This is a genomic window from Bacillus sp. A1, from assembly GCF_042296235.1.
Lineage (GTDB): Bacteria > Bacillota > Bacilli > Bacillales > Bacillaceae > Bacillus > Bacillus velezensis.
The window spans coordinates 518,046-542,618 of the sequence record NZ_CP141181.1 but is presented as its reverse complement, the minus strand read 5'-3'; the positions used below and the strand labels follow the sequence as shown (position 1 = coordinate 542,618).

The 24,573-nt window shown below is 39.9% G+C and carries 23 protein-coding genes and 3 pseudogenes; 11 read left to right on the top strand and 15 right to left on the bottom strand.

Features of this window, described 5'->3' with window-relative positions; all coding sequences use genetic code 11:
• The first annotated feature begins 54 nt into the window (after positions 1-54).
• Positions 55-551 (top strand): annotated as a pseudogene (locus U2H13_RS02855) (DinB family protein).
• A gap of 261 nt (positions 552-812) precedes the next feature.
• On the opposite strand, the gene U2H13_RS02850 reads toward U2H13_RS02855, so the two are convergent.
• Positions 813-1,346, bottom strand: coding sequence for a cupin domain-containing protein (locus U2H13_RS02850; protein WP_060675329.1), 534 nt, complete (start codon positions 1,344-1,346; stop codon positions 813-815).
• A 271-nt stretch (positions 1,347-1,617) separates the two neighbouring features.
• Here U2H13_RS02850 and U2H13_RS02845 point away from each other — a divergent pair, with 271 nt between their 5' ends.
• Complete coding sequence (locus tag U2H13_RS02845) at positions 1,618-2,253, top strand: hypothetical protein (RefSeq protein WP_109566725.1); 636 nt, start codon at positions 1,618-1,620, stop codon at positions 2,251-2,253.
• A gap of 89 nt (positions 2,254-2,342) precedes the next feature.
• On the opposite strand, the gene U2H13_RS02840 is transcribed toward U2H13_RS02845, so the two are convergent.
• Positions 2,343-3,380, bottom strand: a complete 1,038-nt coding sequence (locus U2H13_RS02840) for an NAD(P)/FAD-dependent oxidoreductase (RefSeq protein ID WP_021495052.1) — start codon at positions 3,378-3,380, stop codon at positions 2,343-2,345.
• A 62-nt stretch (positions 3,381-3,442) separates the two neighbouring features.
• Positions 3,443-4,384 (bottom strand): annotated as a pseudogene (locus U2H13_RS02835) (cation diffusion facilitator family transporter).
• A 192-nt stretch (positions 4,385-4,576) separates the two neighbouring features.
• Between U2H13_RS02835 and U2H13_RS02830 the strand changes: the two are divergent.
• Positions 4,577-4,980 (top strand): annotated as a pseudogene (locus U2H13_RS02830) (VOC family protein).
• A gap of 7 nt (positions 4,981-4,987) precedes the next feature.
• On the opposite strand, the gene U2H13_RS02825 reads toward U2H13_RS02830, so the two are convergent.
• From U2H13_RS02825 to U2H13_RS02810, 4 genes are all read right to left on the bottom strand, one after another.
• A complete protein-coding gene (locus tag U2H13_RS02825) occupies positions 4,988-5,260 on the bottom strand; it encodes an NUDIX hydrolase (protein WP_236661498.1) in 273 nt (90 codons plus the stop codon).
• A 324-nt stretch (positions 5,261-5,584) separates the two neighbouring features.
• Entirely contained in the window at positions 5,585-6,883 is a 1,299-nt protein-coding gene (locus tag U2H13_RS02820) for an MFS transporter (protein ID WP_103527118.1), read from the bottom strand.
• 92 nt (positions 6,884-6,975) lie between these two features.
• Positions 6,976-8,364, bottom strand: a complete 1,389-nt coding sequence (locus U2H13_RS02815) for a PLP-dependent aminotransferase family protein (protein ID WP_021495056.1) — start codon at positions 8,362-8,364, stop codon at positions 6,976-6,978.
• A gap of 240 nt (positions 8,365-8,604) precedes the next feature.
• Complete coding sequence (locus U2H13_RS02810; RefSeq protein WP_110124534.1) at positions 8,605-9,852, bottom strand: Zn-dependent hydrolase; 1,248 nt, start codon at positions 9,850-9,852, stop codon at positions 8,605-8,607.
• Between the two features lie 126 nt (positions 9,853-9,978).
• On the opposite strand from U2H13_RS02810, the gene U2H13_RS02805 reads away from it, so the two are divergent.
• Positions 9,979-10,875, top strand: coding sequence for a helix-turn-helix domain-containing protein (locus U2H13_RS02805; RefSeq protein WP_014416996.1), 897 nt, complete (start codon positions 9,979-9,981; stop codon positions 10,873-10,875).
• A 39-nt stretch (positions 10,876-10,914) separates the two neighbouring features.
• Here U2H13_RS02805 and U2H13_RS02800 read toward each other — a convergent pair whose 3' ends face one another.
• The 4 genes from U2H13_RS02800 to U2H13_RS02785 form a co-directional block, all read right to left on the bottom strand.
• Entirely contained in the window at positions 10,915-12,075 is a 1,161-nt protein-coding gene (locus U2H13_RS02800; RefSeq protein ID WP_014416995.1) for a M20 aminoacylase family protein, read from the bottom strand.
• Positions 12,076-12,124: 49 nt separating this feature from the next.
• A complete protein-coding gene (locus tag U2H13_RS02795) occupies positions 12,125-13,435 on the bottom strand; it encodes a septum formation initiator (protein ID WP_198863959.1) in 1,311 nt (436 codons plus the stop codon).
• A 77-nt stretch (positions 13,436-13,512) separates the two neighbouring features.
• On the bottom strand, positions 13,513-13,890 hold the full coding sequence (locus U2H13_RS02790) for a RidA family protein (RefSeq protein WP_014416993.1): 378 nt from the start codon (positions 13,888-13,890) through the stop codon (positions 13,513-13,515).
• 137 nt (positions 13,891-14,027) lie between these two features.
• Positions 14,028-14,693 carry a GntR family transcriptional regulator gene (locus tag U2H13_RS02785; protein WP_014416992.1) on the bottom strand — a complete coding sequence of 222 codons (666 nt, stop codon included), beginning with the start codon at positions 14,691-14,693 and terminating at the stop codon, positions 14,028-14,030.
• Positions 14,694-14,834: 141 nt separating this feature from the next.
• Here U2H13_RS02785 and U2H13_RS02780 point away from each other — a divergent pair, with 141 nt between their 5' ends.
• Positions 14,835-16,031, top strand: a complete 1,197-nt coding sequence (locus U2H13_RS02780; protein WP_014416991.1) for a diaminopropionate ammonia-lyase — start codon at positions 14,835-14,837, stop codon at positions 16,029-16,031.
• 105 nt (positions 16,032-16,136) lie between these two features.
• Here the strand turns inward: U2H13_RS02780 and U2H13_RS02775 are convergent, their stop codons facing one another.
• Entirely contained in the window at positions 16,137-16,613 is a 477-nt protein-coding gene (locus tag U2H13_RS02775; RefSeq protein WP_021495063.1) for a DinB family protein, read from the bottom strand.
• A gap of 200 nt (positions 16,614-16,813) precedes the next feature.
• On the opposite strand from U2H13_RS02775, the gene cotR reads away from it, so the two are divergent.
• The 3 genes from cotR to U2H13_RS02760 all read left to right on the top strand — a co-directional run bounded on the left by cotR (position 16,814) and on the right by U2H13_RS02760 (position 19,016).
• Positions 16,814-17,779: a sporulation hydrolase CotR gene (gene cotR / locus U2H13_RS02770; RefSeq protein WP_029974191.1), complete on the top strand. Its 966-nt coding sequence runs from the start codon at positions 16,814-16,816 to the stop codon at positions 17,777-17,779.
• A gap of 363 nt (positions 17,780-18,142) precedes the next feature.
• Positions 18,143-18,460 (top strand): PadR family transcriptional regulator, encoded by a 318-nt coding sequence (locus U2H13_RS02765; RefSeq protein WP_014416988.1) that lies wholly within the window; start codon positions 18,143-18,145, stop codon positions 18,458-18,460.
• Positions 18,447-19,016, top strand: a complete 570-nt coding sequence (locus U2H13_RS02760) for a DUF2812 domain-containing protein (RefSeq protein ID WP_029974193.1) — start codon at positions 18,447-18,449, stop codon at positions 19,014-19,016. The genes U2H13_RS02765 and U2H13_RS02760 overlap by 14 nt, the downstream gene beginning before the upstream one ends.
• Before the next feature lie 105 nt (positions 19,017-19,121).
• On the opposite strand, the gene U2H13_RS02755 is transcribed toward U2H13_RS02760, so the two are convergent.
• Positions 19,122-19,802 carry an aspartate/glutamate racemase family protein gene (locus tag U2H13_RS02755; RefSeq protein WP_014416986.1) on the bottom strand — a complete coding sequence of 227 codons (681 nt, stop codon included), beginning with the start codon at positions 19,800-19,802 and terminating at the stop codon, positions 19,122-19,124.
• 544 nt (positions 19,803-20,346) lie between these two features.
• Between U2H13_RS02755 and U2H13_RS02750 the strand changes: the two genes are divergently transcribed.
• Positions 20,347-20,808 (top strand): CarD family transcriptional regulator, encoded by a 462-nt coding sequence (locus U2H13_RS02750; RefSeq protein WP_014416980.1) that lies wholly within the window; start codon positions 20,347-20,349, stop codon positions 20,806-20,808.
• A 646-nt stretch (positions 20,809-21,454) separates the two neighbouring features.
• Here the strand turns inward: U2H13_RS02750 and cspC are convergent.
• Together cspC and U2H13_RS02740 are read right to left on the bottom strand one after the other, a co-directional pair.
• On the bottom strand, positions 21,455-21,658 hold the full coding sequence (gene cspC / locus U2H13_RS02745; RefSeq protein WP_003156143.1) for a cold shock protein CspC: 204 nt from the start codon (positions 21,656-21,658) through the stop codon (positions 21,455-21,457).
• 446 nt (positions 21,659-22,104) lie between these two features.
• The gene (locus tag U2H13_RS02740) at positions 22,105-22,203 is read right to left on the bottom strand and encodes a molecular chaperone TorD family protein (protein WP_074534332.1); all 99 of its coding nucleotides are present in this window, start codon (positions 22,201-22,203) and stop codon (positions 22,105-22,107) included.
• Between the two features lie 184 nt (positions 22,204-22,387).
• Between U2H13_RS02740 and U2H13_RS02735 the strand changes: the two genes are divergently transcribed.
• Both U2H13_RS02735 and U2H13_RS02730 read left to right on the top strand, forming a co-directional pair.
• Positions 22,388-23,416, top strand: a complete 1,029-nt coding sequence (locus tag U2H13_RS02735; RefSeq protein WP_240680150.1) for a fatty acid desaturase — start codon at positions 22,388-22,390, stop codon at positions 23,414-23,416.
• A 512-nt stretch (positions 23,417-23,928) separates the two neighbouring features.
• Entirely contained in the window at positions 23,929-24,504 is a 576-nt protein-coding gene (locus U2H13_RS02730) for a TetR/AcrR family transcriptional regulator (RefSeq protein WP_017419210.1), read from the top strand.
• The last annotated feature ends 69 nt before the right edge of the window (positions 24,505-24,573 follow it).

The window sequence follows — 24,573 nt, the reverse complement described above, 5'->3', positions numbered from 1 at the left end:
AATTGTGCTAATGAGGCGGGGTTAATAATTTTAGATTTAAAAGGTGAAACGCACATGGATCATCTTGTGGGAATGCTGTATTCTGCCGTTAATGAAAATGACAGCCGCTTAATATCCATTGTGTCAGACATGTCACAGCAGGAGATCGATTATAAAGGACCAAATCAAACATACAATAGTACAGCTCAGCTAATAAGACACTTAGCATATGTTGATCTCAACTGGATATTCAGAATAAAGGGTGAACCGATACCAAAGCAGCTTGAAGAGAAGTATGGACCAATGTTAGATCAGAACAATAAGATCCCTTTCATTTCCGGTGTTTCATTAAAACAAATCTCACTGATTATGAAAAAGTATTCAGCATGTTTAAGTCTGTTTGTTATCAATTAACTGACGATCAGCTGAATCATACAGTAGATTATGAAGCAGAAAAACAAGCAACCATTCAATGGGGAATATGGCATATGGCAGACCATAATAGATATCATCAAGCTCATATTCATCAGCTTCGCAAATGGTTTGAAGAGAAACAGAAACTTGGCAGTTAAAGCCGCTTATTAGGAGGAGCAAGGATAAATTCATTACAAATGTCTATTTTCACTGACTGCCAATCAATTAAAATGGTCAGACAAAAAAACCACATTTGCTGTTGAAAAGTTGTGGAATAAAGCATCGCATCAACTGCACTATGACAAGCTGAACCCGTTAATTATTTTGTGTTTCAGCCATTCAATCGCTTTATTTCATCATGCTGTCCCAATACCATTTTTTCTATAGTCTTTGCAGCAGCAAAGTCCTCTGGAATCCTACTAATCTTCCGCAGCCGCTGCATCTGCCTTTGTCACATGAACTGTACCAAACGGATGGTTGGGAGGAGCATAAATTGAATATAGTTTTAACGGCGTATTACCCGTATTAATAACATTGTGCCAAGTGCCGGCAGGGACAACAATGGCATAATCATCATAGACATTTCTTCGGAAACTTAAATTATCTTTACTCTTGCCCATTTTAACTATCCCTCGGCCTTGCTCAATCCGTAAGAATTGATCTACGTGAGGATGGATCTCCAAACCGATATCTTCTCCAATACCAAGACTCATCAAAGTAATTTGAAAATGCTTTCCTGTCCATAGGGCCGTACGGAACGTATTGTTTTGTTTTGCGGCTTTATTAATATTCACAACAAATGGTTTTGGTCCATAATCTTTCAAGAGGAGGTTTCTATCTTCGTATGAAGGATCATAGTTATTTGGAACAGTCCAATAAACAGATCTTCCATCGCTATACATCGGTACATTCACACAATAATAACATTGATGCGAAAAAGGTATATAATACATTTTTCATCCCCGCAATTTTAAATTTTTGTGATATTATCCTATGCTTTTTGTATGAGAGTGTGCCGCACTAAGGAATTCCCTTGTTCAGCCTAAAAGACTTAAGTTAGCAGAAACGTTTTGGCCACAAAATCCGTTTGCATAAAAAATACCAACTGAATATGCGCGGACTAAAATAGTTGCACTGATGGATTCATTTAGGCACATGCCCTTATCAAAAACAATCTGGGTGCATATCCGGCTCCTAAAAGTCATTCATAAAGGGAGTTTAGATATGTATTATGATTATTATCCGTATTATGTATATGATTACAGACAGCAGCCTGATTTAAGTCAGGTAAATCATAAAATGCGAAGCCATTTATCTGCGATTCAACAAATTCTAATACACTCGTCCTCCTTTCAACAATCAATGGCTGCGGTAGTGAAACACTTGCAGGCTGTCAGCAGAGCACTCGCTCTGGGATGCGGTATGAGTTCAGAATTCAGATTTCTTCCAGACACTTGGGGATTACGAGAACTTCATATTGTACACGCGAAATATCTTACTCCGTTGAGCTATCACGTTTATTCCGCTTTAGGCGCAGCAGAGCTTCTCGCCTCCGGACAAGGCCGGGCTCCTCATTTTCCTCTTATGGTTGGCTGCATGAATTCAATACTTCGTCTATGGTCAAACTTCCCCGCAGCGATAGCAGACCTGCGAAGAGCAGCCGGTCACCAATACGCGTCATCTGTAGACGAGGCGGAAAATCTCCTAAGACCAATGGTTCCAGCCACACAACAGGCATTATCCATCAGTCAATCTGCAGTGAGTCCGGCTATTTGGCAGGCTTCCTTACGTGCCGCGCAGTTAGCTCGGGAAGTACGTCAGAATGTTGCACAATCAATGAGTCAGGGATCTTCTTATTAATGATTTTTTCGGCTTTACACAGTCACATAACCGGACTTATTCAACACAAAAAAAGAGCAGGAAACCCGTAAGTTACTGCTCTCCTCAGTCTATCCGCCGTTCATTTGTTTTACAATGTATTCAGCATCATTTCCTACACCTTGAAGCAGCGCTGAACCTCGCCTATGCTGCCAAGGCAAACCAATAAAGTACAATCCCTCCGCAGCTGAAACACCCCGGTGATGTATAATTCGGCCTTCCTTATCCAAAACACCTTCTATTTTCATCCAACAAAGCGGATTCTTAAAGCCAGTTGCCCAAATGATATTGTTTACTTCTAATGAAGATGAATCTTTAAAAATGATTTCATTTTGCTTTCCGGCTATGACTCTTTGTTTTAAGATGATCTTCTTCTGTCTTATTGCATGTTTTAATTCATACCCAAATATGGGGTCGCCTTTCTTTTGAATGAACTTGCCTACTATTGATGTATGACTTGCATGTAAAACTCCTAATTTATCAAACCACCAAAAGATGCTTCTTTTTCCAATCCATAAAGGGAAATAAGCCGGTTTATTACTGCAAGCCAAATATGTAACTCTTTCTTTGGATAATTCAACAGCTATCTGAGCTCCGCTATTCCCGCCGCCGACTACCAGTACATTCCCGGGCGCCAGTTGTTTTGAATGTTTATATTGTGAAGAATGTAATTGATGAATATGATCGGCTACATCCCTTGATATTGATGGAATGTTAGGGGTATGAAAAGGACCTGCGGCCATCACAAGATTTTTCGTTTGATATTCTTCCCGGTTTGTTTTTATTAAGAAATCGTTGTTTAATTTTTGGACACTTATTACTTCTGTCCGTAATTGGATCGGGATATCAAATCTTTCTACATATTTTTTCAGATAAGCAGCAATTTCATTTTTTGAAGGGAGTCCATGCTTGTCTCCTTCAAGAGGCATTCCAGGCAAAGAGCTGTACATTCGAGAAGTAAATAAAACCAATGAGTCATACCGCTTGTTCCAGCTTTCTCCCACTTCATGACTTTTATCCAAAATGATAAACTTTTGTTTCGACTTCTTTAGATAATATCCTACTGAGATTCCTGCCTGACCGGCTCCGATTACTATCGTGTCGTACATATGAATCCCCCCTCCGGTTTTATCTTAATTGTCAGCAGACAAGTGAGTCCCTATTTCCTCCTTTAATGATGATGATGGTCACGCGGATTCTCAGTTTGGGCCTGACAAAGAATCGTATTGTCGTGATTATGCGCTGCTGTTTCCATTTGAATGGTTACATGTGTAATGCCTTTATCTCCAAGTTCATGTTCAATTTTGCGTAAAATACTTTCACTTTCAGAAATGGTCAGTTGATCGTTAACAACAGCGTGGCAGGAAAGAGCATTCAATCCGCTTGTGATAGACCATATGTGCAAATCATGAATGCTTTGAATTCCTTCTGTCTCTTCAGTTGTATGAATGATGTCAGTGACATTGATATTTTCCGGAGTTCCTTCCATTAATACGTGAATGGAGTCTTTCGTCACATGGTAACCGCTTCTCAGAACAAGAATAGCCACAATGACACTGGCCGCTGGATCTGCCCAGCTCCACCCGAAGAAGATGATAAGAATCGCAGCCAGTATGGCACCTACAGATCCGAGCATGTCACTTATCACATGTAAGTAAGCCCCTCTTATGTTCAGGTTATTCTTTGTATCTCCGCCGTTCAGCATAATCTAAGCGACCAATATATTCACAGCTAACCCGATGATACTAATCGTCAGCATGCCGGTTGTTGCTACCTCCGGCGGATGAGAGAAACGTTTGATTGCTTCATAAATGATATAAAGGGAAATCACTATTAATGCAACACCGTTTATCACAGCTGCGAGAATCTCAAATCGTTTGTAGCCGAATGTCTTATGATGACTTGCCTTTTTTTCAGCCAATTTAAAAGCAATCAGAGCAACCATTAATGAGATCGAGTCACTCAGCATATGGCCTGCATCTGACAAAAGCGCTAAACTATTGGTTAAAAATCCGCCTATCGCTTCTATTATCATATAACCTGTAATCACGATAAAAGAGATCAATAAAACCTTCTTATTGGACCCGCCAGCGTGATTGTGATTGTGACCCATAAAAATCTCCTCCTTATCTCATACACTGCATTTATTATTTCTTTTCTGTTATGAAGCATTCTAACACGGACACAAAAATAACCGTATATGATTATGTGCTCATATATGAATATATAGGTTCTTTACTGAAATGTCAAAATCTTTTCAATGAAAATTCCCGATACTTTATATTGCTCTTAATCAATGATTGCTATGAAGCCGCGGATTACAGTAATTACTTCAGGCGCAGACAATTTAGAAAAATCGCTGCACTTCTATCGGGATGGCTTGGGTCTGCCTACAGAAGGAATAGCCGGTACAGATTTGAACATGGCGCAGCTGCTTTTTTTGACTTGCAAACGGGACTGAAACTTGCCCTTTGGGACCGCAAAAACATCGCACATGAAACAAACGTTACGTTAACTGCGCCAAGCCCTGCAGAATTTACATGAGGACATAATGTTGGCAGTAAAGCTGAAGTCGATAAAGTCATGGAACAGGCAAAACAGGCAGGAGCAACGATAACTGATCCCGCTCATGATACTTTTTGGGGCGGATACTCCGGGCACTTCCAAGACCCCGATGGACACTTATGGGAAATCGATATAAGTGAATAACCACATTTCAGAAATGAATACAACAAATAAAAACACACCTGAATGTTCTGGTGTGCTCCAATAATAATGTAAATTTCGCTTCATTAACAGCTAGTATATCCCCAATTTCAACTTCCAGCCCTGTTTCTTCATATACCTCACGTACAGCTGCTTCTATTAGATTTTCATTAAGCTCAACTTTTCCGCCTGGAAGTGACCAATGCCCCTCATGATTATCTACCATTACTATCTGATTGAACTCATTTCTAATCAATGCGTATACAACTTTAACTTCTTCCATATGACTCTCCTTTACTAAAAATATTTTTTAACCGCTTATTTATATATTTACTGTAAAGAATATAAAGGGATATAACAGCTGTTTTTTTGTAATACATCAAACTTACAACCGTTCAAGCGCATCATTTGTATCGTTTTAGAACCTTTTTTAAAAACGACAGTCTATTGAGCAGAGCAAATAAGAGTAAACTTTAAAAATAAAAGAGAACATAAAAAATACCAAAGGCTGTTACACCCTTGGTATCATTGAGATGCAGCCGGGAGGACTTACGCTTCATGGGTTTTTCAACCACAGGAGCCTCGCACTGCTTTTAAACATAAGATACTATTCCCTACTTCCAAGCGACCATATCACCACCGGAATTAATAATAACGATAATATCCCTCCGCCAAGTGATAATGTCAGGTAATTGGCACCTGCTACGACCATTCCGGACAAGGCTCCGCCGGCGGCTCCGGACAACGCAATCAAAACATCCACAGTACCTTGGGTTTTAGCCCGTGTTGACGTTTCAGTTGAATCAACAATCAGTGCCGTTCCGCTTATCAAACCAAAATTCCATCCTAACCCGAGCAAAGACAGAGCAATGACCATAAGAATCATAGAATCTCCCGGTGCAAATGCCGATATAAGCCCTGCCAAAAGCAGCGTCATTCCGGAAGATACAGCCATTACAGTACGGCCTAATTTATCCGCAAGCACACCTGTCACCAAAGAAGGGAGATACATGGCGCCTATATGAAAACCGATAACAAGACCTACCGCTCCTAAGCCATGGCCGTGATGTCTCATATGGACCGGTGTCATTGTCATAATAGCAGTCATTACAATTTGAGTAAGAATCATAACCGCCGCGCCCGCAATAATACCTTTTTTGTTCTCTGTGTGTTCGTCGGCGGTCACTTGTCCTCTATCATCAGGTGTTTGGCCGGCCATTTCTATTGTTCTTGCTATGACTAAAGGGTCAGGACGTAGCATGATGAAAAGAGTAACACCTGCCAACATATATGCTGCCGCCGCTAAAATGAATGGACCCGCCAGTGACGGAACACCAATGGAGCGAGCGAAGTTCCCCATTACATTCACTAAATTCGGGCCTGCAACGGCACCGAATGTGGTAAAAACCATAGTCATACTGACAGCAGTCGCCCGCTGTTTATGATTTGCCAAGTCCGTACCCGCATAACGGGCCTGCAGATTTGTCGCTGTTCCCGCACCATAAATAATCAAAGAAGCAAACAGCAGAAACACACTATTTAAAATAGCCGCAATGATGACTCCTATCGCTCCCAGTCCGCCAATCATAAATCCGGCTGAAAGACCTGTCCGGCGGCCGTAACGCTGAGAAAGCCTCCCCACAAATAACGCGGCGCCTGCTGATCCTAAGGTAAATAAAGCAGAGGGCACACCGGCAAACGCATCTGTACCAAGCATTTGCTGTGCAATAAGCGCACCGACAGTCACTCCGGCCGCCAACCCTGCGCCGCCGAAAATTTGTGAAAGACTGACGACAAACAAAGTACGCTTATATAATCTTTTTTGTTTATCAGGAGAACCTATGAATTGCTCCAATAATGCCGATTGAGTATCTGACCCTTTTGCACTGTCTTTGTGAAGCATAATCCGACCTGCCTTTCTATAACCTCCAACAGATTTGGATTATCATAACACGCACAAAAAAACCATACAATATAATAATTGTATGGCGGACAATATTAGATGTGCTCATCCAGCAGGCGTTTAAGAATCAGCAGTCCCTGCTCAAGCTCCCCAAGCGTTTTCGGTGCACAGACAGACACCCTTACAGCCTTTTCCGGACAACTGTTCCCGACGACAAAACGTTCAGCCGCGTATACTTGCACTCCATGCTGTGCGGCTGATTTTTCAAATGCAGCACCTGTCATATTTCCGGGTAACAGTAACCATCGAAAGATTCCCGTCTCAGCACCTGCACACGTATAGCCGGTTAAATATTGATCGACCATTTTGTTTCTGCGAATAGTCTGTTCACGATGACTGTCAATTAAGATTTCAAATTGATTCGATACGATCGTCCGTGCAGTGAGTTCTGCTAACAGCGGGGAAACGGTTATATTTAAATTGTAAAGCGCCTTTGAAATCGACTCCTTATATTGACTCGGGACGGCGACATACGCCATCCTTAACCCTGGTGCCAGTGATTTTGATAAACCGGCAATGTGAATGACCTGTTCCGGTGCAAATGATGCGATGGCCGGAAGCGGATTCTTGCCAAGAAGATGGTACGAGGCATCTTCAATAATGAATTGGTTATATTTTTTTGCAATTTTCGCGATCATTTTTCGATTCTCAACAGACATAAAGGACGCTGTCGGATTATGATAATCCGGGATGAGGTAGATGCCTTTAATATTTTCATTTTTACACGCATATTCAAATGAGGCAGGGCTCATCTCATTGTTCTCTGATTTGATCGGCACAATCTGCACACTCAGCATCGAAGCGGCAGTTTTCAAGCCTGGGTATGTATGGTGATCAACTCCAATGCGGTCTCCTGGTTTACAAAGACTCGCCAATGCCGCGGCAATCGCATTTTGCCCGCCGTTTGCAAATAAAATGTGATCAACGGACGTTTCAAATCCGCCTCTTCGAATCAGCTTAACAGCCGCATCTTTCTGCCAAAGACTTTCACCCGTCCGGCCATAGCCAAACCACTTTTCATAATCTTCCTCTTGCAGCATACTTTTCAGCTGGAGCAGCAGCGGCTCATAAGAAGCCTGATCCGGAAGCGTCGCCCCCATTTCAATCAGATGCTTCGGCTTTGTATCTTCCAGCAGATACGCATTCGATAACGCATCATAAGCAACAAAAGTCCCGCTCCCGACAGAGGCACTCAGCAGACCCTTTAACTCGCAGACTTTAAAAGCCTTTGAAATGGTGCTTACATTTAAATCCAAAAAATCAGCCAGTTCTCTCTGAGGAGGCAGTTTGGTTCCGGGTAATAAAACTTCTTGTAATATATCCTGTTCTAATTTCTCTGCAATCGCTTTATAAATGGGTTTTTCCGTTTTATCAATCGCCGGCTTCCAGCTCATCGGATAATTTTCAAAAGAATTGATCGGCATGATATGCATCCTTTTTCATTCAATTATATGATCACACCGTTTATAAAACAATTTTCACTTAACAGACGCAAAAGTTGACATAAAAAAAAGCCAAAGGCGGTTAAACCTTTGGCATGATTGATACGCCAGGGAAAAATTGAACTTTCATCAGAGATATCAATGATGAGAAGAGCTTTTCTGTACGACACTCTCTATCTTCACTCTTTATCTCGATTTGTATTCCTTGATGTTCCCGTTTCCTTATTTAGAAGAAAGATCACTAACGACATCTAATAATACATTGACACCTGCAGCCAAGTCATGATCTTTCGTGTATTCTTCAGGATTATGGCTGATCCCCTCTATACTTGGAACGAAAATCATAGCCGTCGGACAGATGCGGGCCATCATTTGTGCATCGTGCCCGGCACCGGATGTCATCCGTTTTGATTCCAGTCCCCGTTTATTTGCAGCCCGCTCAATTAATGCAACAATGTTTTTATCAAATACAACGGGATTGAAACGGACTAATGGTTCAGATGTGATAGATACGTTTTCAGCCTCTTCCAAATCTTTCAGGTAATCGGCCAGTGCTGATTCTTCTTCTTGAAGTCTCTTTTCGTCCGGATCTCGCAAATCAACTGTAAGTGCTGCCAATGATGGAATGACATTGATAGCATTTGGCTCAAAACTGATTGTTCCGACCGTGGCGACAGTTTGGCCGTTAGACATATTGGCACGTTTGCGCAAATACGTTATGATTTGTGCGGCTGCATGCCCGGCATCCTGACGCATATCAGTCGGAGTTGTCCCGGCATGATTTGAAACGCCTTGAACCGTTATACGCTGCCAGGAAATCCCTTGCAAATTCTCAACGGCACCGACCGGAATGCCTGTTTTGTCTAAAATCGGCCCCTGCTCAACATGAAGCTCAATAAAGGCGTGCGGTGTTAAAAAGCCGGGCTTTTCTGTTCCCTCATATCCTATACGCTTAAGTTCTTCACCCAGTTTCGTCCCATCCGTACCGCGGGTCTGAAGCGCCTTTTCTAAAGAAAGTCCTCCGGCGAATACGAGTGATCCCATCATATCTGGAGTATATCGCACACCTTCCTCATTGGTAAAAGCCGCAATGACAATCGGACGCTCCGGTTTGAAGCTGGACTCCTTTAAAGTGTTTATGACTTCAAGTCCCGAAATAACCCCGTAACATCCATCGTAAATACCCGCGTTGATGACCGTGTCGATATGAGAGCCGATCATAATGGGCGCATCATTATTCTGATCAGAACCATACCATACCCCGAAAATATTTCCGATTTTATCAATCATAACCTCTAAGCCTGCTTTTTTCATCCATGTTACCAATAAGTCCCGTCCCGCCTTATCTTCATCGGAAGCAGCTAACCTTGTGAGTGTGTCATTGCGGTCACGTCCGATTTCACCAAGCTCCTTAAGACGGCTGAGTAAACGTTCAGAATTCATGTAAAGGTTCACATGTTCAGATGCCATTTTGCATTCCTCCCTGTACTGAGTCAATCGCTTCATTGATATAACAATAATGTTATGATATATAAGAATTCATCATCTTAATACCAATATTGGATTTAAAAATATAAGTATATTGAGGTGTTTAACATGCAAACGCAAAACTTTCTGATGGATGACAGTCTGCAAGATTTGACGAAACACCATACAATTGTTATGCCGGTTGCTTGCTATGAAAAAACCATTAAGAACCATTTGCACGGATATATTCCCCTTCATTGGCATGATGAAATTCAATTCGTGCTTATAATAAAAGGAGAAGCGCTGTTCCAAGTAAATGAGGAATGGGTGGTTGTCCGTCAAGGCGACGGGCTGTTTATTAACAGCGGCTGCCTGCATATGACAAAGGAGCATGGCAGTTCAGATTGTCTTTATATCTGTTTAAATGTCTCCCCGCATTTCGTTTTATCACAGGAACTCTACACGACCTATGTAAAACCTTTGATTCACGCAACAAATGTCCCTTACTTATATATCCACGCAGACGACCCTTTAGAAAAAAACATTCTGAATGCTGTATTAGAGATCCACAAATGCATCGAGCAAAAATCCCTCTTTTATGAAATAGATATCACGATGAAACTTACGTCTGTTTGGAAACACTTAATCGCCAATTGCTTCCACCTTGAATGTATCGAAACAGAATGGTTGAAGAACCAAAGGATGAAGAATATGCTGAGCTGGATCCATCAGCATTATGCTGAAAAAATCACATTGGAGGATATTGCGAAAGCCGGGCAGCTAAGCCGTTCTGAGTGCTGCCGCTATTTCAAGCGCTTTTTAAAATGTTCTCCGTTACACTACGTTATAGATTACAGAATTCAAAAAAGCTTATATTTATTGCAGCAAAGAGATGCGAGTGTGACAGACATTTCTTATCAAGTTGGTTTTAACAGCACAAGTTATTTCATCAGCAGGTTCAGACATGCCATGAAGATGACGCCGCTGGCTTATAAAAAACAAAAAAACAAAGAAAGACAGCACTGACTGATTCAGTAATTGCTGTTTTTCTTTGTTTCATGTGTTTTAGGATAAGCGAATTTTAACTAATTCCGCAAAATACGCTGCACCGGTTAAAAGAATGTCATCATTAAAATCATATGACGGGCTGTGTAATGGAATATGGCCCTTTTGATCATGCTCATCACCATTGCCAAGAAAAACAAATACACCGGGAACCTTCTCTAAAAAAGCCGAGAAATCTTCTGAAATCATCATCTGATTTATGTTAGAAGTGACATTCTCTTTTCCGGCTGTTTTAGCAGCAGCTTCAACAGTAAACCCGACATATTCTTCCCAATTCGTCGTTGGAGCAAATTCATGTGTATACTCAAACTGACACTCCGCACCATGCATCTCACAAATCCCGGAACTGATAGTCCTCATTTTTTCTTCGAGAAAACGTCGGGTGTCAGGAGAATAACTTCGCGTATCACCTTTGATTTCCACATAAGTCGGAATCGCATTCCTCACCCCGTCTGTTACGATTTCCGTACAGGATATAACGGCAGGAACGCTTGGATCTAAATTTCTGGACACAATAGTCTGTAAGGCGAGAATAATTTGCGACGCTATGACCAATGGATCAATACTCATATGAGGGCGGGCTGCATGAGCGCCTTTTCCTTTAATCCGGATGACAAAGTTATCTTCACCGGCCATAATTCCCCCGGGGCGGGTTGCAAAAGTACCCGCCGGCAATCCAGGCATATTATGCAATCCGTAAATTTCATCGAGCGGAAATTGTTCAAAAAGTCCATCCTCAATCATGGCCCTCGCACCCTTGCCCGGTTCTTCCGCCGGTTGAAAAATAAAACACACGGTGCCGTTAAAATGTTGTCTTTCACTCAATATTTTAGCTGTCCCAAGAAGGATTGCCATATGTCCGTCATGACCGCAGGCATGCATTTTCCCTTTATTTTTAGACACATACGAATGATCTGCTGCTTCAGTGAAGTGTAATGCGTCCAGTTCCGCTCTGATTCCTATAACCTTTGAACCTTCTCCCGCTTTTAAGGTGGCGACTATACCTGTTCCGCCCAGACCCGAACAAACGCTTACTCCCATTTTTTTTAATTCTTCAGCAATATACACTGAGGTCATGTGTTCTTCAAAAGCTGTTTCAGGTATCATGTGGAGGTCATGTCTCCATTTTATTAATTGATCTTTCATTGTGATATCATTCATAAAGACCACTCCAATATAATCATTAAATAGAAAGCGTTTACACAAATAATTAAAATAAAGCAAAAATAATTGCCGAAACAGTGATGACACCAATAATCGCAACAAAAACATTACTGATTTTATTTCGATACATTTTTAATACTGGCAGCTTACGAATGGCATACATAGGGAGCAGCAATAGAATAACAGCCCCTATCGGTCCGCTGATGCTTTCAATGATGCCTAGAATACTTGGGTTGATATAAGCTATTAGCCAGCAAGTGACAAACATAAAAAACAGAATGATAAAATCTGTTTTTTTCTTATTATTTCTTGATGGAAAAACCTCAACAATGATATCCCGCATGGCCTCATAGGCTCCTATATAATGTCCTAAAAAGGATTTCGTAATTGCGACAAATGCGATAATCGGGGAAAGACAAGCAATAAACGCTGAATGAAAATGGTTGGCGAGATAAGTGAGAATTGAGATGTTTTGTTTCTTTGCCATAGCAAGATCTGCCGGCGACAAACTGAATACACAGCTGTATACAAAAAATAAAACAGTAAGTATCATCAATATATAACTGTATTTTTGTATTTGGGCACATTTATCATCAGCAAATTTGTCTCCATAACACTGCCTTTGAGCTACAACGAATGGTGAAATCATTGAATAATGATTAAATGAAAGCACCAGGACAGGGAATGTCATCCATACCGTCATGAACATCCCTTGTCCTGATCCGGATAATGATAGGTGTGTGACATCCAAAATGGCTGTATTCCATTTAGGTATCAGATAGATCCCCATCAAACATAACGAACCTATAAATGGATAAACTAACAAACTCATAGTCTTCATGACCGCATCCTGACCAAAACGCACGATAAACAGTAATCCTGCTATCAGAAATCCGGCAGTTAAACCCCTTGGCGGCTCTGGCATGTTCATTTGATTCACAATAAAGCTTTGAGCTGTATTTGTAATGGCAACTGAATACATTAACAGGATGCTGTAAATCGCAAGAAAATAAATGACAGTGAATACTCTTCTTGCTTTCGCCCCAAAGTATTCTCCTGTCACCGCTAAAATCCCGTCTGTTGCAGAACCTGCCGATAAAACAAATCTGGCCAAAGCTCTGTGAGAAAAGTACGTAATCGGAAAAGCCAGAACAGTGATGATCATCAGAGGCAGAATGCCCCCTATTCCCGCATTAATTGGCAAAAAAAGCACGCCCGCGCCTATTGCTGTGCCAAACAGGCCTAAGACCCAAATTGTATTTTGCCTGCACCATTTAGCCGGATCTTCATAAGAGGCATTATTCGATGAAGAACTCCGGCACCGCACATCCACATCCTGTTCTATAGACATATTTATCCTCCCGAAAAAAGAATGTCATGCTCTGGAACATCACGAATTACCATGAAGCCGGGCAGCTTTTCACTCGTATATATTTATCCGGAATACGCGATGACTTCAATTTCAATCTGTACATCTTTAGGCAACCGGCTTACTTCAATTGTGGATCTCGCAGGACGATGGTCTCCAAGATATTTACCATATTCCTCGTTAACAGCTTTAAAATCACCTAAATTTTTAAGGAAAATAGTCGTTTTCACTATATTTTCAATTTTTAAATCCTCTGATTTCAGAATGGATTCAATGTTTTTTAAAACTTGAATCGTTTGTTCCCTAATATCAGCCGGAACTTCATCCGTGTTTGGATTAACAGGAAGCTGTCCTGATAAAAATAAAAAATCTTGTACTTTAATGCCTTGAGAATAAGGTCCGATCGCTTTTGGTGCTTTTTCTGTAAAAACTGTTTTTAACATAATAATCACCTTCTCCTTATTGATGTAAAATTCTAAATATTCTTCACAAAAACTGAATTGCTTTCAGTTAAAAGTAATATATCACATATCTCATATTAGTCAAACGAAAAATTCATACAAAAAAGCCTGACGAGTTGTCAGGCTTTTAATTGGCTGTTTAAAATGATTCGAGTCAGACTGTTTTCCCAGTTACTCCTTATGGCTTTCAGTCCTTGTTTAAGATCTTTATTCTTCATTGCGTCTAATATTTGATTGTGTTCACTGCAGGATGCATTCATTGCGTGATTTTGACTGAAATACCGAATTTCAATTCTCTGTATTTTCGTTTTTTGTCCTTGCAGTAATTTCTGCAGTTCAGTATTATTTGAGACTTCAATGATCTTTTGATGAAAGGCATTATCCAATTTCAGCGCTTTTACCTTATCATCCGTCTCCATTATTTCATTCATTTGCTTATTTAATTTTTCCATCTCGTCTATATGATCTTGTGTAAATCTTGAAAGTGCCTGTTCAAAAGCGAGACACTCGAGAGACCAAACGACCGAGTAAACCTCTTTCGCATTTTCCAGGTCAATAGGTGCTACCACTGTCCACCGATTGGCTTTCGTTATGACAAGACCTTCATTTTCAAGCTGAAGCAGCGCCTCCCGGACCGGCGTGCGGCTGATTCCGAGTGTCTCAGATAGATCTTGATTTCTCAGTCTTTCTCCCGGCTCAAGCTTACCTGTTATAATCCACTCTCTCAGAAACTGATAAGCTTCAACTTTCATAAATGTTCGTTTTAATTGGTGCTGTTGGTTCATTGTCACGTTTTCACCTCTTTAAAACATCATTTTACATGTAATATACCACATTTCAGTATATCGTTTGCGAAAAAGAAAAGTTGCTTTACATTCCGATCCATGTATAATGTGATATATCACATATTGGAAGGATGAAGAAATTTGTTTGCGAATATTGATTGGGTTTCGAATCATTTCAGATCTGATACGTTACCTCAGGAATCTTCCTATTTCTCTGCAGAGGAAACAAAAAAAGCGCTTCATTTTCATTCCGGCATTCCCGGCTATCAAGCAACACCGCTTCACTCGTTAAGAAGTCTCGCACAATATCTCGGCATAAACAGCCTTTATGTCAAAGATGAATCTAAACGCTTTAGCCTTAATGCTTTTAAAAGCTTGGGTGCTTCATATGCGATTGCTTCTTACTATAGTAAAAAACTTAAAATCGACCTTAATTCCATTCATTTTAACGAATTGGTTGAACTTGTAAAAAGCGCTCCTTCTGCTACATTTGCTACAGCTACCGACGGTAATCACGGAAAGGGACTGGCATGGGCGGCTTCCCTTTTTGGACAGAAAGCAAAGGTATATATGCCGAAAGGTTCTTCTCCCGCGAGATTGGAAGCCATTAAACATTTAGGTGCTGATGCGTACATTACAGATTTAAATTATGATGACACTGTTCAAATGGCGGCAGATTTATCTGAGAAACATCATTGGATTTTAGTTCAGGATACGGCTTGGGAAGGATACCAGCAAATTCCTCTCTCTATCATGCAAGGATATACAACAATTATTGCAGAAATATACAAACAAAATGAAGATTTCTTCAATACAATCAGTCATGTTATCCTTCAGGCTGGAGTGGGATCTTTCGCTGCTTCAATGGCAGCTTCCCTATTAAATGTAAAAAGCGGGAATAAGCCCAAAATCTCCATAGTTGAACCCGAAAGCGCAAATTGTCTGTACCGGTCAGCCCAAAGCGCCTCTGGATCACCTGTCCGAGTATACGGTGATCTTTCTACAATGATGGCTGGGCTTGCCTGCGGCGAACCCAACCCATTCGGTTGGAACATTTTGAGAACATGCAGTGATTATTTCTTTTCCTGTAATGACAAGATAAGCGCATTGGGGATGAGAATATTGGGTAATCCTATTGATCCGGATCCGAAGATTATTTCTGGTGAGTCAGGTTCCGTACCATTAGGTTTGCTGCATGAGTTAAGTAAGAATACTTCAATGGAACAGATAAAGAAGAAATTAGAATTAGATCAGTCATCTAATGTGTTAATGATTAATACAGAAGGTGATACTGATCCGGAAAATTATCGGAAAGCGGTTTGGGGAACAGATCATTAAAACAACGGCAACATGTTTGTTTTAATGATTTATAAAAAGCCTTAACTTTGGGTGAAGTTAAGGCTTCCGTTATTTCCCCTTCCCATGTAAAACTCAATCATTTAACTAGTCCCAAATTAAAGGCCTGTCAACCTCAGCAGTTCTGAGATAGTCTAAAAGCTGACCGGTATGTACGGACTCATGGTAAGCGATTCTTAATAACATGTCTCCTAGTTCGCGAATATATCCAACATCAGACCTGTCAATCTTTATATTTGTTAAATCTGTTTCGTTTAACGATTTGATGAATGTCAAAAACTCGGCCCGATACGGTTTTGCAAATTCTAATTCTTCGGTTACTGTGGTAAACGTTTTTGATTCATATGGGTTTTTAGATTCCTCTGAAGACTCATTCATTTGTTTTAGTAAAATGTGATGATAAAGAAATTCCGCTTCTAATACATGTCTTATCATTTCCTTACACGACATTGCTTCGGAATCGGGGCGCCAGTCCATTTTTTCCTCAGGTATAGCTGTCCATAACTTGATGCTTCGCCGTCTTACTTCTTCAAAATGTAAAACAATAAGGTCAATCGTATTCAAGTGTTTTCCCCCTTTTATTTTTAAATAATTCTCCTTTTTCCCGGAAAAAACCTCTTCAAATAAAAAACATATTCTTTCCCGACTCGCTGGATTGATAATCAAACCATTTTTAAGATAAGGAGATATTCATTCATCCATACAATAGACTCTGGCTGAACATATACTGAATGATAGTTTTCATCAGAAAGGAGAAATCAGCTTTGGCAAAATATCGGATCATGACATTTGACGGGGGCGGTACCCTAGGTGCTCTAAGTTTACAACTATTGAACAGACTGGCTGAAGAAAATCCAGCATTAATAAGTCGAACCCATGTATTTTCGGGAAATTCAATCGGTTCATTTACTGCCCTTGCATTAGCAAGCGGAAGATCTCCGAAGGAAACACTTCAGTATTTTGAGGATGAAATCCTGCCCGCATTCAGCACTTCCCGGCCGGGCGGACCTGTTTTCAATCAACAATTGCCCTATTCCGGTTTTATTAAAGCGGTACGAAACTTTTTCCCGCCAGGCCTTCGTCTTAAAGATCTTAGAAAACGAATTGTTGTCCCTTCATTCAAATTATACTCCCCAGCACTGGATCGTTGGACGCCCGTATTATTTCACAACTTTCCCGGCTCTCCCTATTTAAATGAGAAAGTGAGCGATGTCATACTGCGGAGCAGCGGTGCTCCCGCGACGCAGCGAGCCTATCAAAACTACGTGGACGGATATGTAGTGGCAACGAACCCCAGTACGGCCAGTATCGCGTTTGCGGTTGGTAAAGCCAACGTGCCACTGGATCAAATTGCGGCGCTATCCATCGGTACAGGTGAAGCCCCGACTCGGTTAAGAAGAGATACGAGGGGATGGGGAATGGTGAGTGCGGATAACATACGTCCCGAAAATCTGAAGAACCTTCCTCCAAATTGGGGAGTCCTTTTGGACAGGTCGCCTAATGAACCTTTACTGCCATTTCTTCAGATGATCTCCGGCGGAAATGGCTACTATGAATCCATGGTCAGCGCGAATCTGCTGGGAGATCGCTTTTTCCGGTTAGATCCGCGGATTCCTAACTTCTCCAAAACAGACCCTTCCGTGGTTCCCGCTGTCATTGAAATTGCGAACAAAACCAACTTACAGCCTGCTAATACTTTTATAGAGAAAAACTGGAACGACAGCCACTAAGTAAGTCAGAAGTTTACGTCATCATACAATGAACAAAAAATACCAAGGGACTCAAAACCCTTGGTATTATTAATGCGGCCGAGAGGGTTTGGACCTTCCTGGGGTATTTATACGCTGGGCATTCGATAAAGTGAAATCTTATTACCGCCCGACATTTCAAACACTGAAGTTAAGCATTACATCCAACAATCGGGCCATTTAATTGAATAGGACTACTCAGAAGTCGCTTCCCATTACGTAAGAAAAGCGACTTTTTAGATTTGATTTTCAAGTTCCTTTGACAAATTTTGAAAAGACCATTGACTATTCAGTTGAACTGTATTAAGTTTAACTATATAGTCAGACTGAATAGAGGATGAGGATATGAAACATAAATTATTACCGCTGTCTGAAACCATGCATTATATTTTATTAGCTTTGCGGGAGCCGCTTCATGGCTATGCCGCCATGCAGAAGATCGAAAAGATGAGTAACGGAACTGTTATTTTAGCAGCCGGCACATTATACGGCGCGATTGAAAACTTGAATAAGCATGGCTGGATTGAACCTGTTGGAGAGTCGGGCCGGAGAAAAGTTTATATGATAACTGCGGAAGGAAGCGCCATTTTGAAAATGGAACAAAACAGGTTACTGCATATTTTATCCCTGCACGAAGGAAGTGAATCGAATGAAGAAATTTAAGATGTTTTTTGATATTGAAAAAGAGGAGCAATGGCTGAACGAGCAATTACAAAAAGGCTATCGCTGTACAAATATCAGCGGATTAGGAATATACACTTTCGAAAAAACCGACAAAAAATATGTGATGAGACTGGATTATCAAGATTATTTATCAAAGAAAAAATTCGAAGATTACAGAGAGATATATGAAGACTTCGGCTGGAGTTATATAAATGGCCCTTGGGGGCTTGGAACTCGATATTGGCAAAAAGAAGATGATGATCAAAATGAAATCTTCTCGGATCGCCAATCAAAGAGTAATTATTATAAAAGACTAATGAGTTTTTCATCTTGTTTTGGGTTACTGTGCTTGTTTTATTGTAAGATGATTTACACGAATTCAGGTTTGTATTTAGCTGAAGGTCTGTGGAGTATGGAAGGCGCAATGTTTTGGAAAGCATTTTTATTTGAAACTCCATTTGCCCTTTTAAGGTCGCTTCCCGCTCTTATGGCCGTTCTCTTTGGCTGCAGTTTCTATAAAGCGTATCGAAAATATTCAATGTTAAAAGAACAATAACGCGGGGAAGTTACATTTAAAGAAGTAATCGAGGATCATGTATCTGCCGAAGCCGGGCGCTTTAACGGAAAAAAGCGCCCTGAATTTGCTGATTAATCAGACGGCTTATTTTGTTAATGATACATACTTATTTACAATGGCTTGAGCGAGACAAGCTGATGAATCAACAAAGGTAAGTTCGCTGCTTTTTTGATCCGTGACCATATTTAAATCCGTACATGCAATGATAACCGTATCAACCTTTTCTGCTAATTCACGGTGTAATTCATCATATAATGTACCAGCCTCATCGGTTTGACCTTGTTTAATCTTTTCTATTATGTGATCGACATAGATTTGCCAACTATCTTGATGTAAAAAATCATAACCTTCTCTGTTTAACGCTTCTTGAAATATTCCAGATTGAACCGTAGGAACGGTGGCTAAAAGAGCTGCTTTTTTTGAGCCTTTAGGTATTTTTTTTATGGTTTCATCAACCATGTTTAGTAAAGGGACTGAAAGCGATTTTTTTATTTGATTAAAATAAATATGTGCGGTATTACATGGGATTGCAATAAAATTAACACCCGTTTTTTCAAGCTTTACAGCCCCCTCAATAATTGCATTTTCCATGTCCGTATGATTGAGAGGTTTATTCATGTAGAAAGGAGTCGGACAGGAATAAATCATCATATGAGGAAAATCCATGTCGTGTATTGCTCCATATATTTTTTGGCACTCGTCTACTACTTTATCTACAAATGGCCCAGTAGATTTTGGCCCCATTCCTGCCAGTATTCCAATCATAATTGTCCTCCTCTGTAAAAATGTGTACGAATACGATCACGATGAGTTATTCTTGTGTTTCTCATCTGAATTTGCTCTCATTTCTTTTTGGCTTTCTTCTCCTATTTTATCATTTCATTAATCGAATTATCATATCTCATTCCGCCGCACGCAGTCAGCAGAATAACCGATACACTAAGGAAAATAAAAAGACTCTTCAAAGGATGGCTGGCAAACCGGACGACTTCCTATAAGCAGCGGACTCTTTTGGCCACAAAACACATGTTTTAAAAAGAAATAAAAAATACCAAAAGTTATCAAAAACCCTTGGTATCATTGAGATGCGGCCGAGAGGACTTGAATCTCCACGGGTTATTCACCCGCTGGGCCCTCAACATTTCATTGGTTATGAAAGCCGGAATCCCACAGGCTCCCTCTTGTTTTGATGCTGTTTCTTCAAAAAGTTATTGACACCAATAAACGACCATGTTATCATTAAAAATTTGATATCTCACTCCATATATGATAACCTTAAGTTAAGTTCCTATATATGGAGGTGGATGATATGTTTCAAATTGGCGATAACATTGTTTATCCAATGCACGGAGCAGGTACAATTGAAGCCATAGAAGAAAAACAATTCTTAGAGGAAAAACAACAGTATTATGTCATAAGAATGTCAATCAGTAATATGACAGTTATGATTCCAACGCGTAAAATATTGAGTTCAAATATACGGCCGGTTACTGATATACGTGCATTAAAACACATTATACACATTTTTCAGCATGGAGAATCAGATAGGTTACTGCCGTGGAAGCAAAGGTATATAGTAAACACGAACAAAATAAAAACGGGTGAAATACAAGAAGGCGCTGAAGTTGTACGTGATTTAAGGCGGATGAAGAAAGAAAAAGCACTTAATTCAAGCGAAAAAAAAATGTTGGATCATGCATATGAATTTTTGATTAGTGAACTGGAATTCATTAAAGGAATCACTGAAAAACAAATAAAAAGTTTTTGCTAAGGTTAATTTTAAATAATGTTTTGCATTCCAAAAAGCACCCGAAAGTTTTCGGAATATTACGATTAGATGTTTAACTTCTTCAACTTACTTTTAAAACATTAACCCCTTTTATTACCCCAACAATCTAATCTGTTTTATTTTTTTCTTCAACGAACATTTGAATTTTTATCAAAAAACTCGATGAAATAGTCACTTGATTTTTGTAATCCTGATTCACACTGGCACGGACAAGGAGCCGTAAGGATGGAAGAGAGGCAGGGCTTTCATTGTTTTAGGTCTAAGTGATTATTTCCAGAAGAAAAAACAACCACTCTCCTCTTTATCTTTAAGAATTTCTTACATCTGCTTCCACAGTGAATAGCAGTTGTTTATCTTCTTTTCATATTAGAGATATGCGAAATGTAACAAAGAATAACATACAGATATATTGAGAACATAAAAACAATTCATTTATATATATATTCCACATATCGTCAATCCGGTATGTTATACTGTAAACAATCCTTTGAGGTTTTAAACCTTTTTCTTACCTTGTAGCAACTGTCCCTACTCGAACGTTGAGTAGGGTTTTTTTATTCAGTATGATACAGAGAACATAAAAAAACAGGCCCTGCATAAAGAGCCTGTTTGTATAAACGATTAAAGATTAAGCAGTTTTTTGAACGTTAGCAGCTTGAGCTCCACGAGCACCTTGCTCAACGTCAAACGTTACTTTTTGACCTTCGTCTAAAGATTTGAATCCGTCACTTTGGATTGCAGAAAAGTGTACGAATACATCGTCTCCATTTTCACGTTCGATAAATCCAAAACCTTTTTCTGCATTAAACCATTTAACTGTACCTTGTTCCATTTTTGTTGCCTCCTAGTGTGTTACACATTGTATTACTATCCTTGCCCAAAGTATCATCAAGACGAAAAGTCGATATTCATACTATCCTTTACACGAACAAAAATAATTCTCCTTTATCATAGCACGAAACGGAAATAACTGCAAATTAATAATGTGTTCATTCATGTTTTATTTGTTAAACCTGTCGATACGAGTGCAAAATAAGATGCCTGTTAATAGCTATGGTTTGAAAACACCGTGAAAATGAATCACGAGTGTCTTCAAACCCAGTACTTCATATTGATTGTTAAAGGTTTCTTTAAAAAGCTCAGCTGTTTCTTGTTCAAGTACAAGATATTCTTGACTGTTCACTGGTATAGCTTTGTTTCTGCACAAGTTTCCAAACGATCACTCAAGTATACCCTTATTTTAACGGTATTAACTTGTCATGTTTGTTCCTCAAACAATCAAAGTTTACGGTCTAAATAAACTGATTCACATAGGGGAGCATGGAGAGAGTTTGGCCCGATAAAGAGCTGGGTATAATCTTCATACGCTTTTTGTATCCCGGCTGGCCATTGCTAATAAAGATTTAATCGAGATGGAGAACAGTTTCTGACCTTCAATAATTTTACATAGGATTAGGAAAGATACTTATCATACATGGAGTATGACAGCTGGGACTTCAAAGGCAATAAAACGTTTTCTATACGCAGATTAAGAACATCAGGGAAGGGGAAGCTTTTAAAAATGAATGAACAAAACCTAAGGACTTTGAGAAAACTGGTTACCCCTTATGAAAAGTCCGATTTACAAAAAAGTATTTATCAAATCATTAACACATTGGTGCCATTTTTCCTGTTATGGTGTTTGGCCTATAAGAGCTTGTCGATTTCTTATATCCTTACATCAGCGATTTCTGTCGTTGCGGCAGGTTTTTTAGTGAGAACCTTCATCATCTTTCATGATTGCTGCCACTATTCCTTTTTTAAGAACCGAAAGGCGAATCGAATCCTTGGAACAATTACAGGAATTCTGACTCTGCATCCGTTTGATCATTGGGCACACGATCATTCTGTCCATCATGCGACAAGCAGCAACCTGGACAAACGCGGTACGGGCGATATTTGGGTACTGACTGTTGAGGAATATAAAGAAGCCTCAACTAAGACAAAAATAATGTACCGTTTGTACAGAAATCCGTTTGTTATGTTTATTATCGGACCGATTTACGTCTTCGGGATTACCAATCGTTTTAATCGTAAAGGGGCAAAACGCAAAGAACGGATGAATACATATGTAACGAACCTGGGGATCGTCGCTTTGGCAGCACTTTTATGTTGGGCTATCGGCTGGCAAAACTTTCTGCTGGTCCAGACGCCAATTTTTATGATATCGGGATCCCTCGGAATTTGGATGTTTTATATTCAGCATACGTTTGAGGATTCATATTTCGAAGAAGATGAGCATTGGGAATATGTAAAAGCAGCCGTTGAAGGAAGCTCTTTTTATAAGCTTCCAAAAGTCATGCAGTGGCTGACAGGCAATATCGGTTTCCATCATGTTCATCATTTAAGCCCAAGAGTCCCAAACTATAAGCTTGAAATCGTGCATAACAACACTGAACCATTGCAAAACGTTCCGACCATCACACTGGCAAGAAGTTTTAAGTCGTTAAAGTTCCGTCTATGGGATGAAGAAGGCAAAAAATTTGTTGGTTTTAACCACTTAAAAAAAACTTCTAAAAGCCAGGTATCAGCTCGGCTAAGAACGGATTAAATAAACTCCCGTAATCGGTGATAATGGGCAGTGTATCTTGCAGAATAAAAGTGCAGACTCGCGCAAAGATTTTGTGCAGAGGTCAGCACTTTTTTAATGCCACATGCACTTACAACAAAAAAATACCAAAGGTGTCAAAACCCTTGGTATCATTGAGATGCGGCCGAGAGGACTTGAATCTCCACGGGTTATTCACCCGTTGGGCCATCAATAAAGTAAAACTGTGTTTTCTGTTATAAAACCTTTGAATATTCATATTGTGGAGTAAAAATGGAGTAGTTTTTCATTTCCAAAAAGTTACATGACATATCATTGGTGCCATGTATCTTAAAATAGCCACCGTTTTAAAGAAAAAAGATCCTTTTGAAACTGATCTTTCCCAATCTTAGATTGACCCCATTTATGACAAAAGGACAGGATCGTTCTAAAGATAAGAAGAGGAATGGATCATAATTATTCTTTACCGATCGTTCTCAATATGTTATGATTACCATCACAAGGAGGGGAATTTAGTGGCTAGAACCAAGGAATTTGATGAAGATGCAGTACTGCTTAAAGCTGTTCGTTTATTTTGGGAACAAGGGTATGAGAAAACTTCCATGACAGACTTAGTTAACCATATGGGAGTGCACAAGAGAAGTTTGTATGATACCTTCGGAGATAAGCATTCGTTATACATTAAGGCTTTAAACCGTTACACTCAATTGCAGTCGGAGAAAAAAATCAATAAAGAGAATCTTACTGCAGTTGAAGCAATCCGGCAGTTGTTCGATAGAGTCATTACTAGAGGAGAAGGCGAATACCCTAAAGGATGTTTGATCGTAAACACAGCAGTTGAACTGGCTCTGCATGATTCCGAATGTAAGGATTGGGTAGATCAACGATTAACCGATACAGAGCGTCTAATCCGTGAACTCATTGAGGCAGGTCAGCAGTCCGGAGAACTCGATAAGAGGCAAAACGCGGAATTACTATCCCAATATATAAATAATGCTTTAATCGGGCTTCGAGTGATGATCAAGACAACAGATAACAGAGATAAATTAGAGCAGATCGTGGATACGACATTATCCATTTTAAAGAAATAATTTTTTACCCTATTAAGAACGATCATTCTCAAATAAAACGGATTTACTAATAAAGTGCGAGGAGAACGA

Coding starts and splice junctions, on each gene's coding strand:
- U2H13_RS02785 (WP_014416992.1), bottom strand. CDS start 14,693: ATGAACCAACAGCACCAATTAAAACGAACATTTATGAAAGTTGAAGCT.
- U2H13_RS02805 (WP_014416996.1), top strand. CDS start 9,979: ATGCAAACGCAAAACTTTCTGATGGATGACAGTCTGCAAGATTTGACG.
- U2H13_RS02825 (WP_236661498.1), bottom strand. CDS start 5,260: ATGGAAGAAGTTAAAGTTGTATACGCATTGATTAGAAATGAGTTCAAT.
- cspC (WP_003156143.1), bottom strand. CDS start 21,658: ATGGAACAAGGTACAGTTAAATGGTTTAATGCAGAAAAAGGTTTTGGA.
- U2H13_RS02750 (WP_014416980.1), top strand. CDS start 20,347: ATGTTTCAAATTGGCGATAACATTGTTTATCCAATGCACGGAGCAGGT.
- U2H13_RS02850 (WP_060675329.1), bottom strand. CDS start 1,346: ATGTATTATATACCTTTTTCGCATCAATGTTATTATTGTGTGAATGTA.
- U2H13_RS02760 (WP_029974193.1), top strand. CDS start 18,447: ATGAAGAAATTTAAGATGTTTTTTGATATTGAAAAAGAGGAGCAATGG.
- U2H13_RS02810 (WP_110124534.1), bottom strand. CDS start 9,852: ATGGCATCTGAACATGTGAACCTTTACATGAATTCTGAACGTTTACTC.
- U2H13_RS02815 (WP_021495056.1), bottom strand. CDS start 8,364: ATGCCGATCAATTCTTTTGAAAATTATCCGATGAGCTGGAAGCCGGCG.
- U2H13_RS02790 (WP_014416993.1), bottom strand. CDS start 13,890: ATGTTAAAAACAGTTTTTACAGAAAAAGCACCAAAAGCGATCGGACCT.
- U2H13_RS02845 (WP_109566725.1), top strand. CDS start 1,618: ATGTATTATGATTATTATCCGTATTATGTATATGATTACAGACAGCAG.
- U2H13_RS02755 (WP_014416986.1), bottom strand. CDS start 19,802: ATGATTGGAATACTGGCAGGAATGGGGCCAAAATCTACTGGGCCATTT.
- U2H13_RS02800 (WP_014416995.1), bottom strand. CDS start 12,075: ATGAATGATATCACAATGAAAGATCAATTAATAAAATGGAGACATGAC.
- U2H13_RS02735 (WP_240680150.1), top strand. CDS start 22,388: ATGAATGAACAAAACCTAAGGACTTTGAGAAAACTGGTTACCCCTTAT.
- U2H13_RS02840 (WP_021495052.1), bottom strand. CDS start 3,380: ATGTACGACACGATAGTAATCGGAGCCGGTCAGGCAGGAATCTCAGTA.
- U2H13_RS02765 (WP_014416988.1), top strand. CDS start 18,143: ATGAAACATAAATTATTACCGCTGTCTGAAACCATGCATTATATTTTA.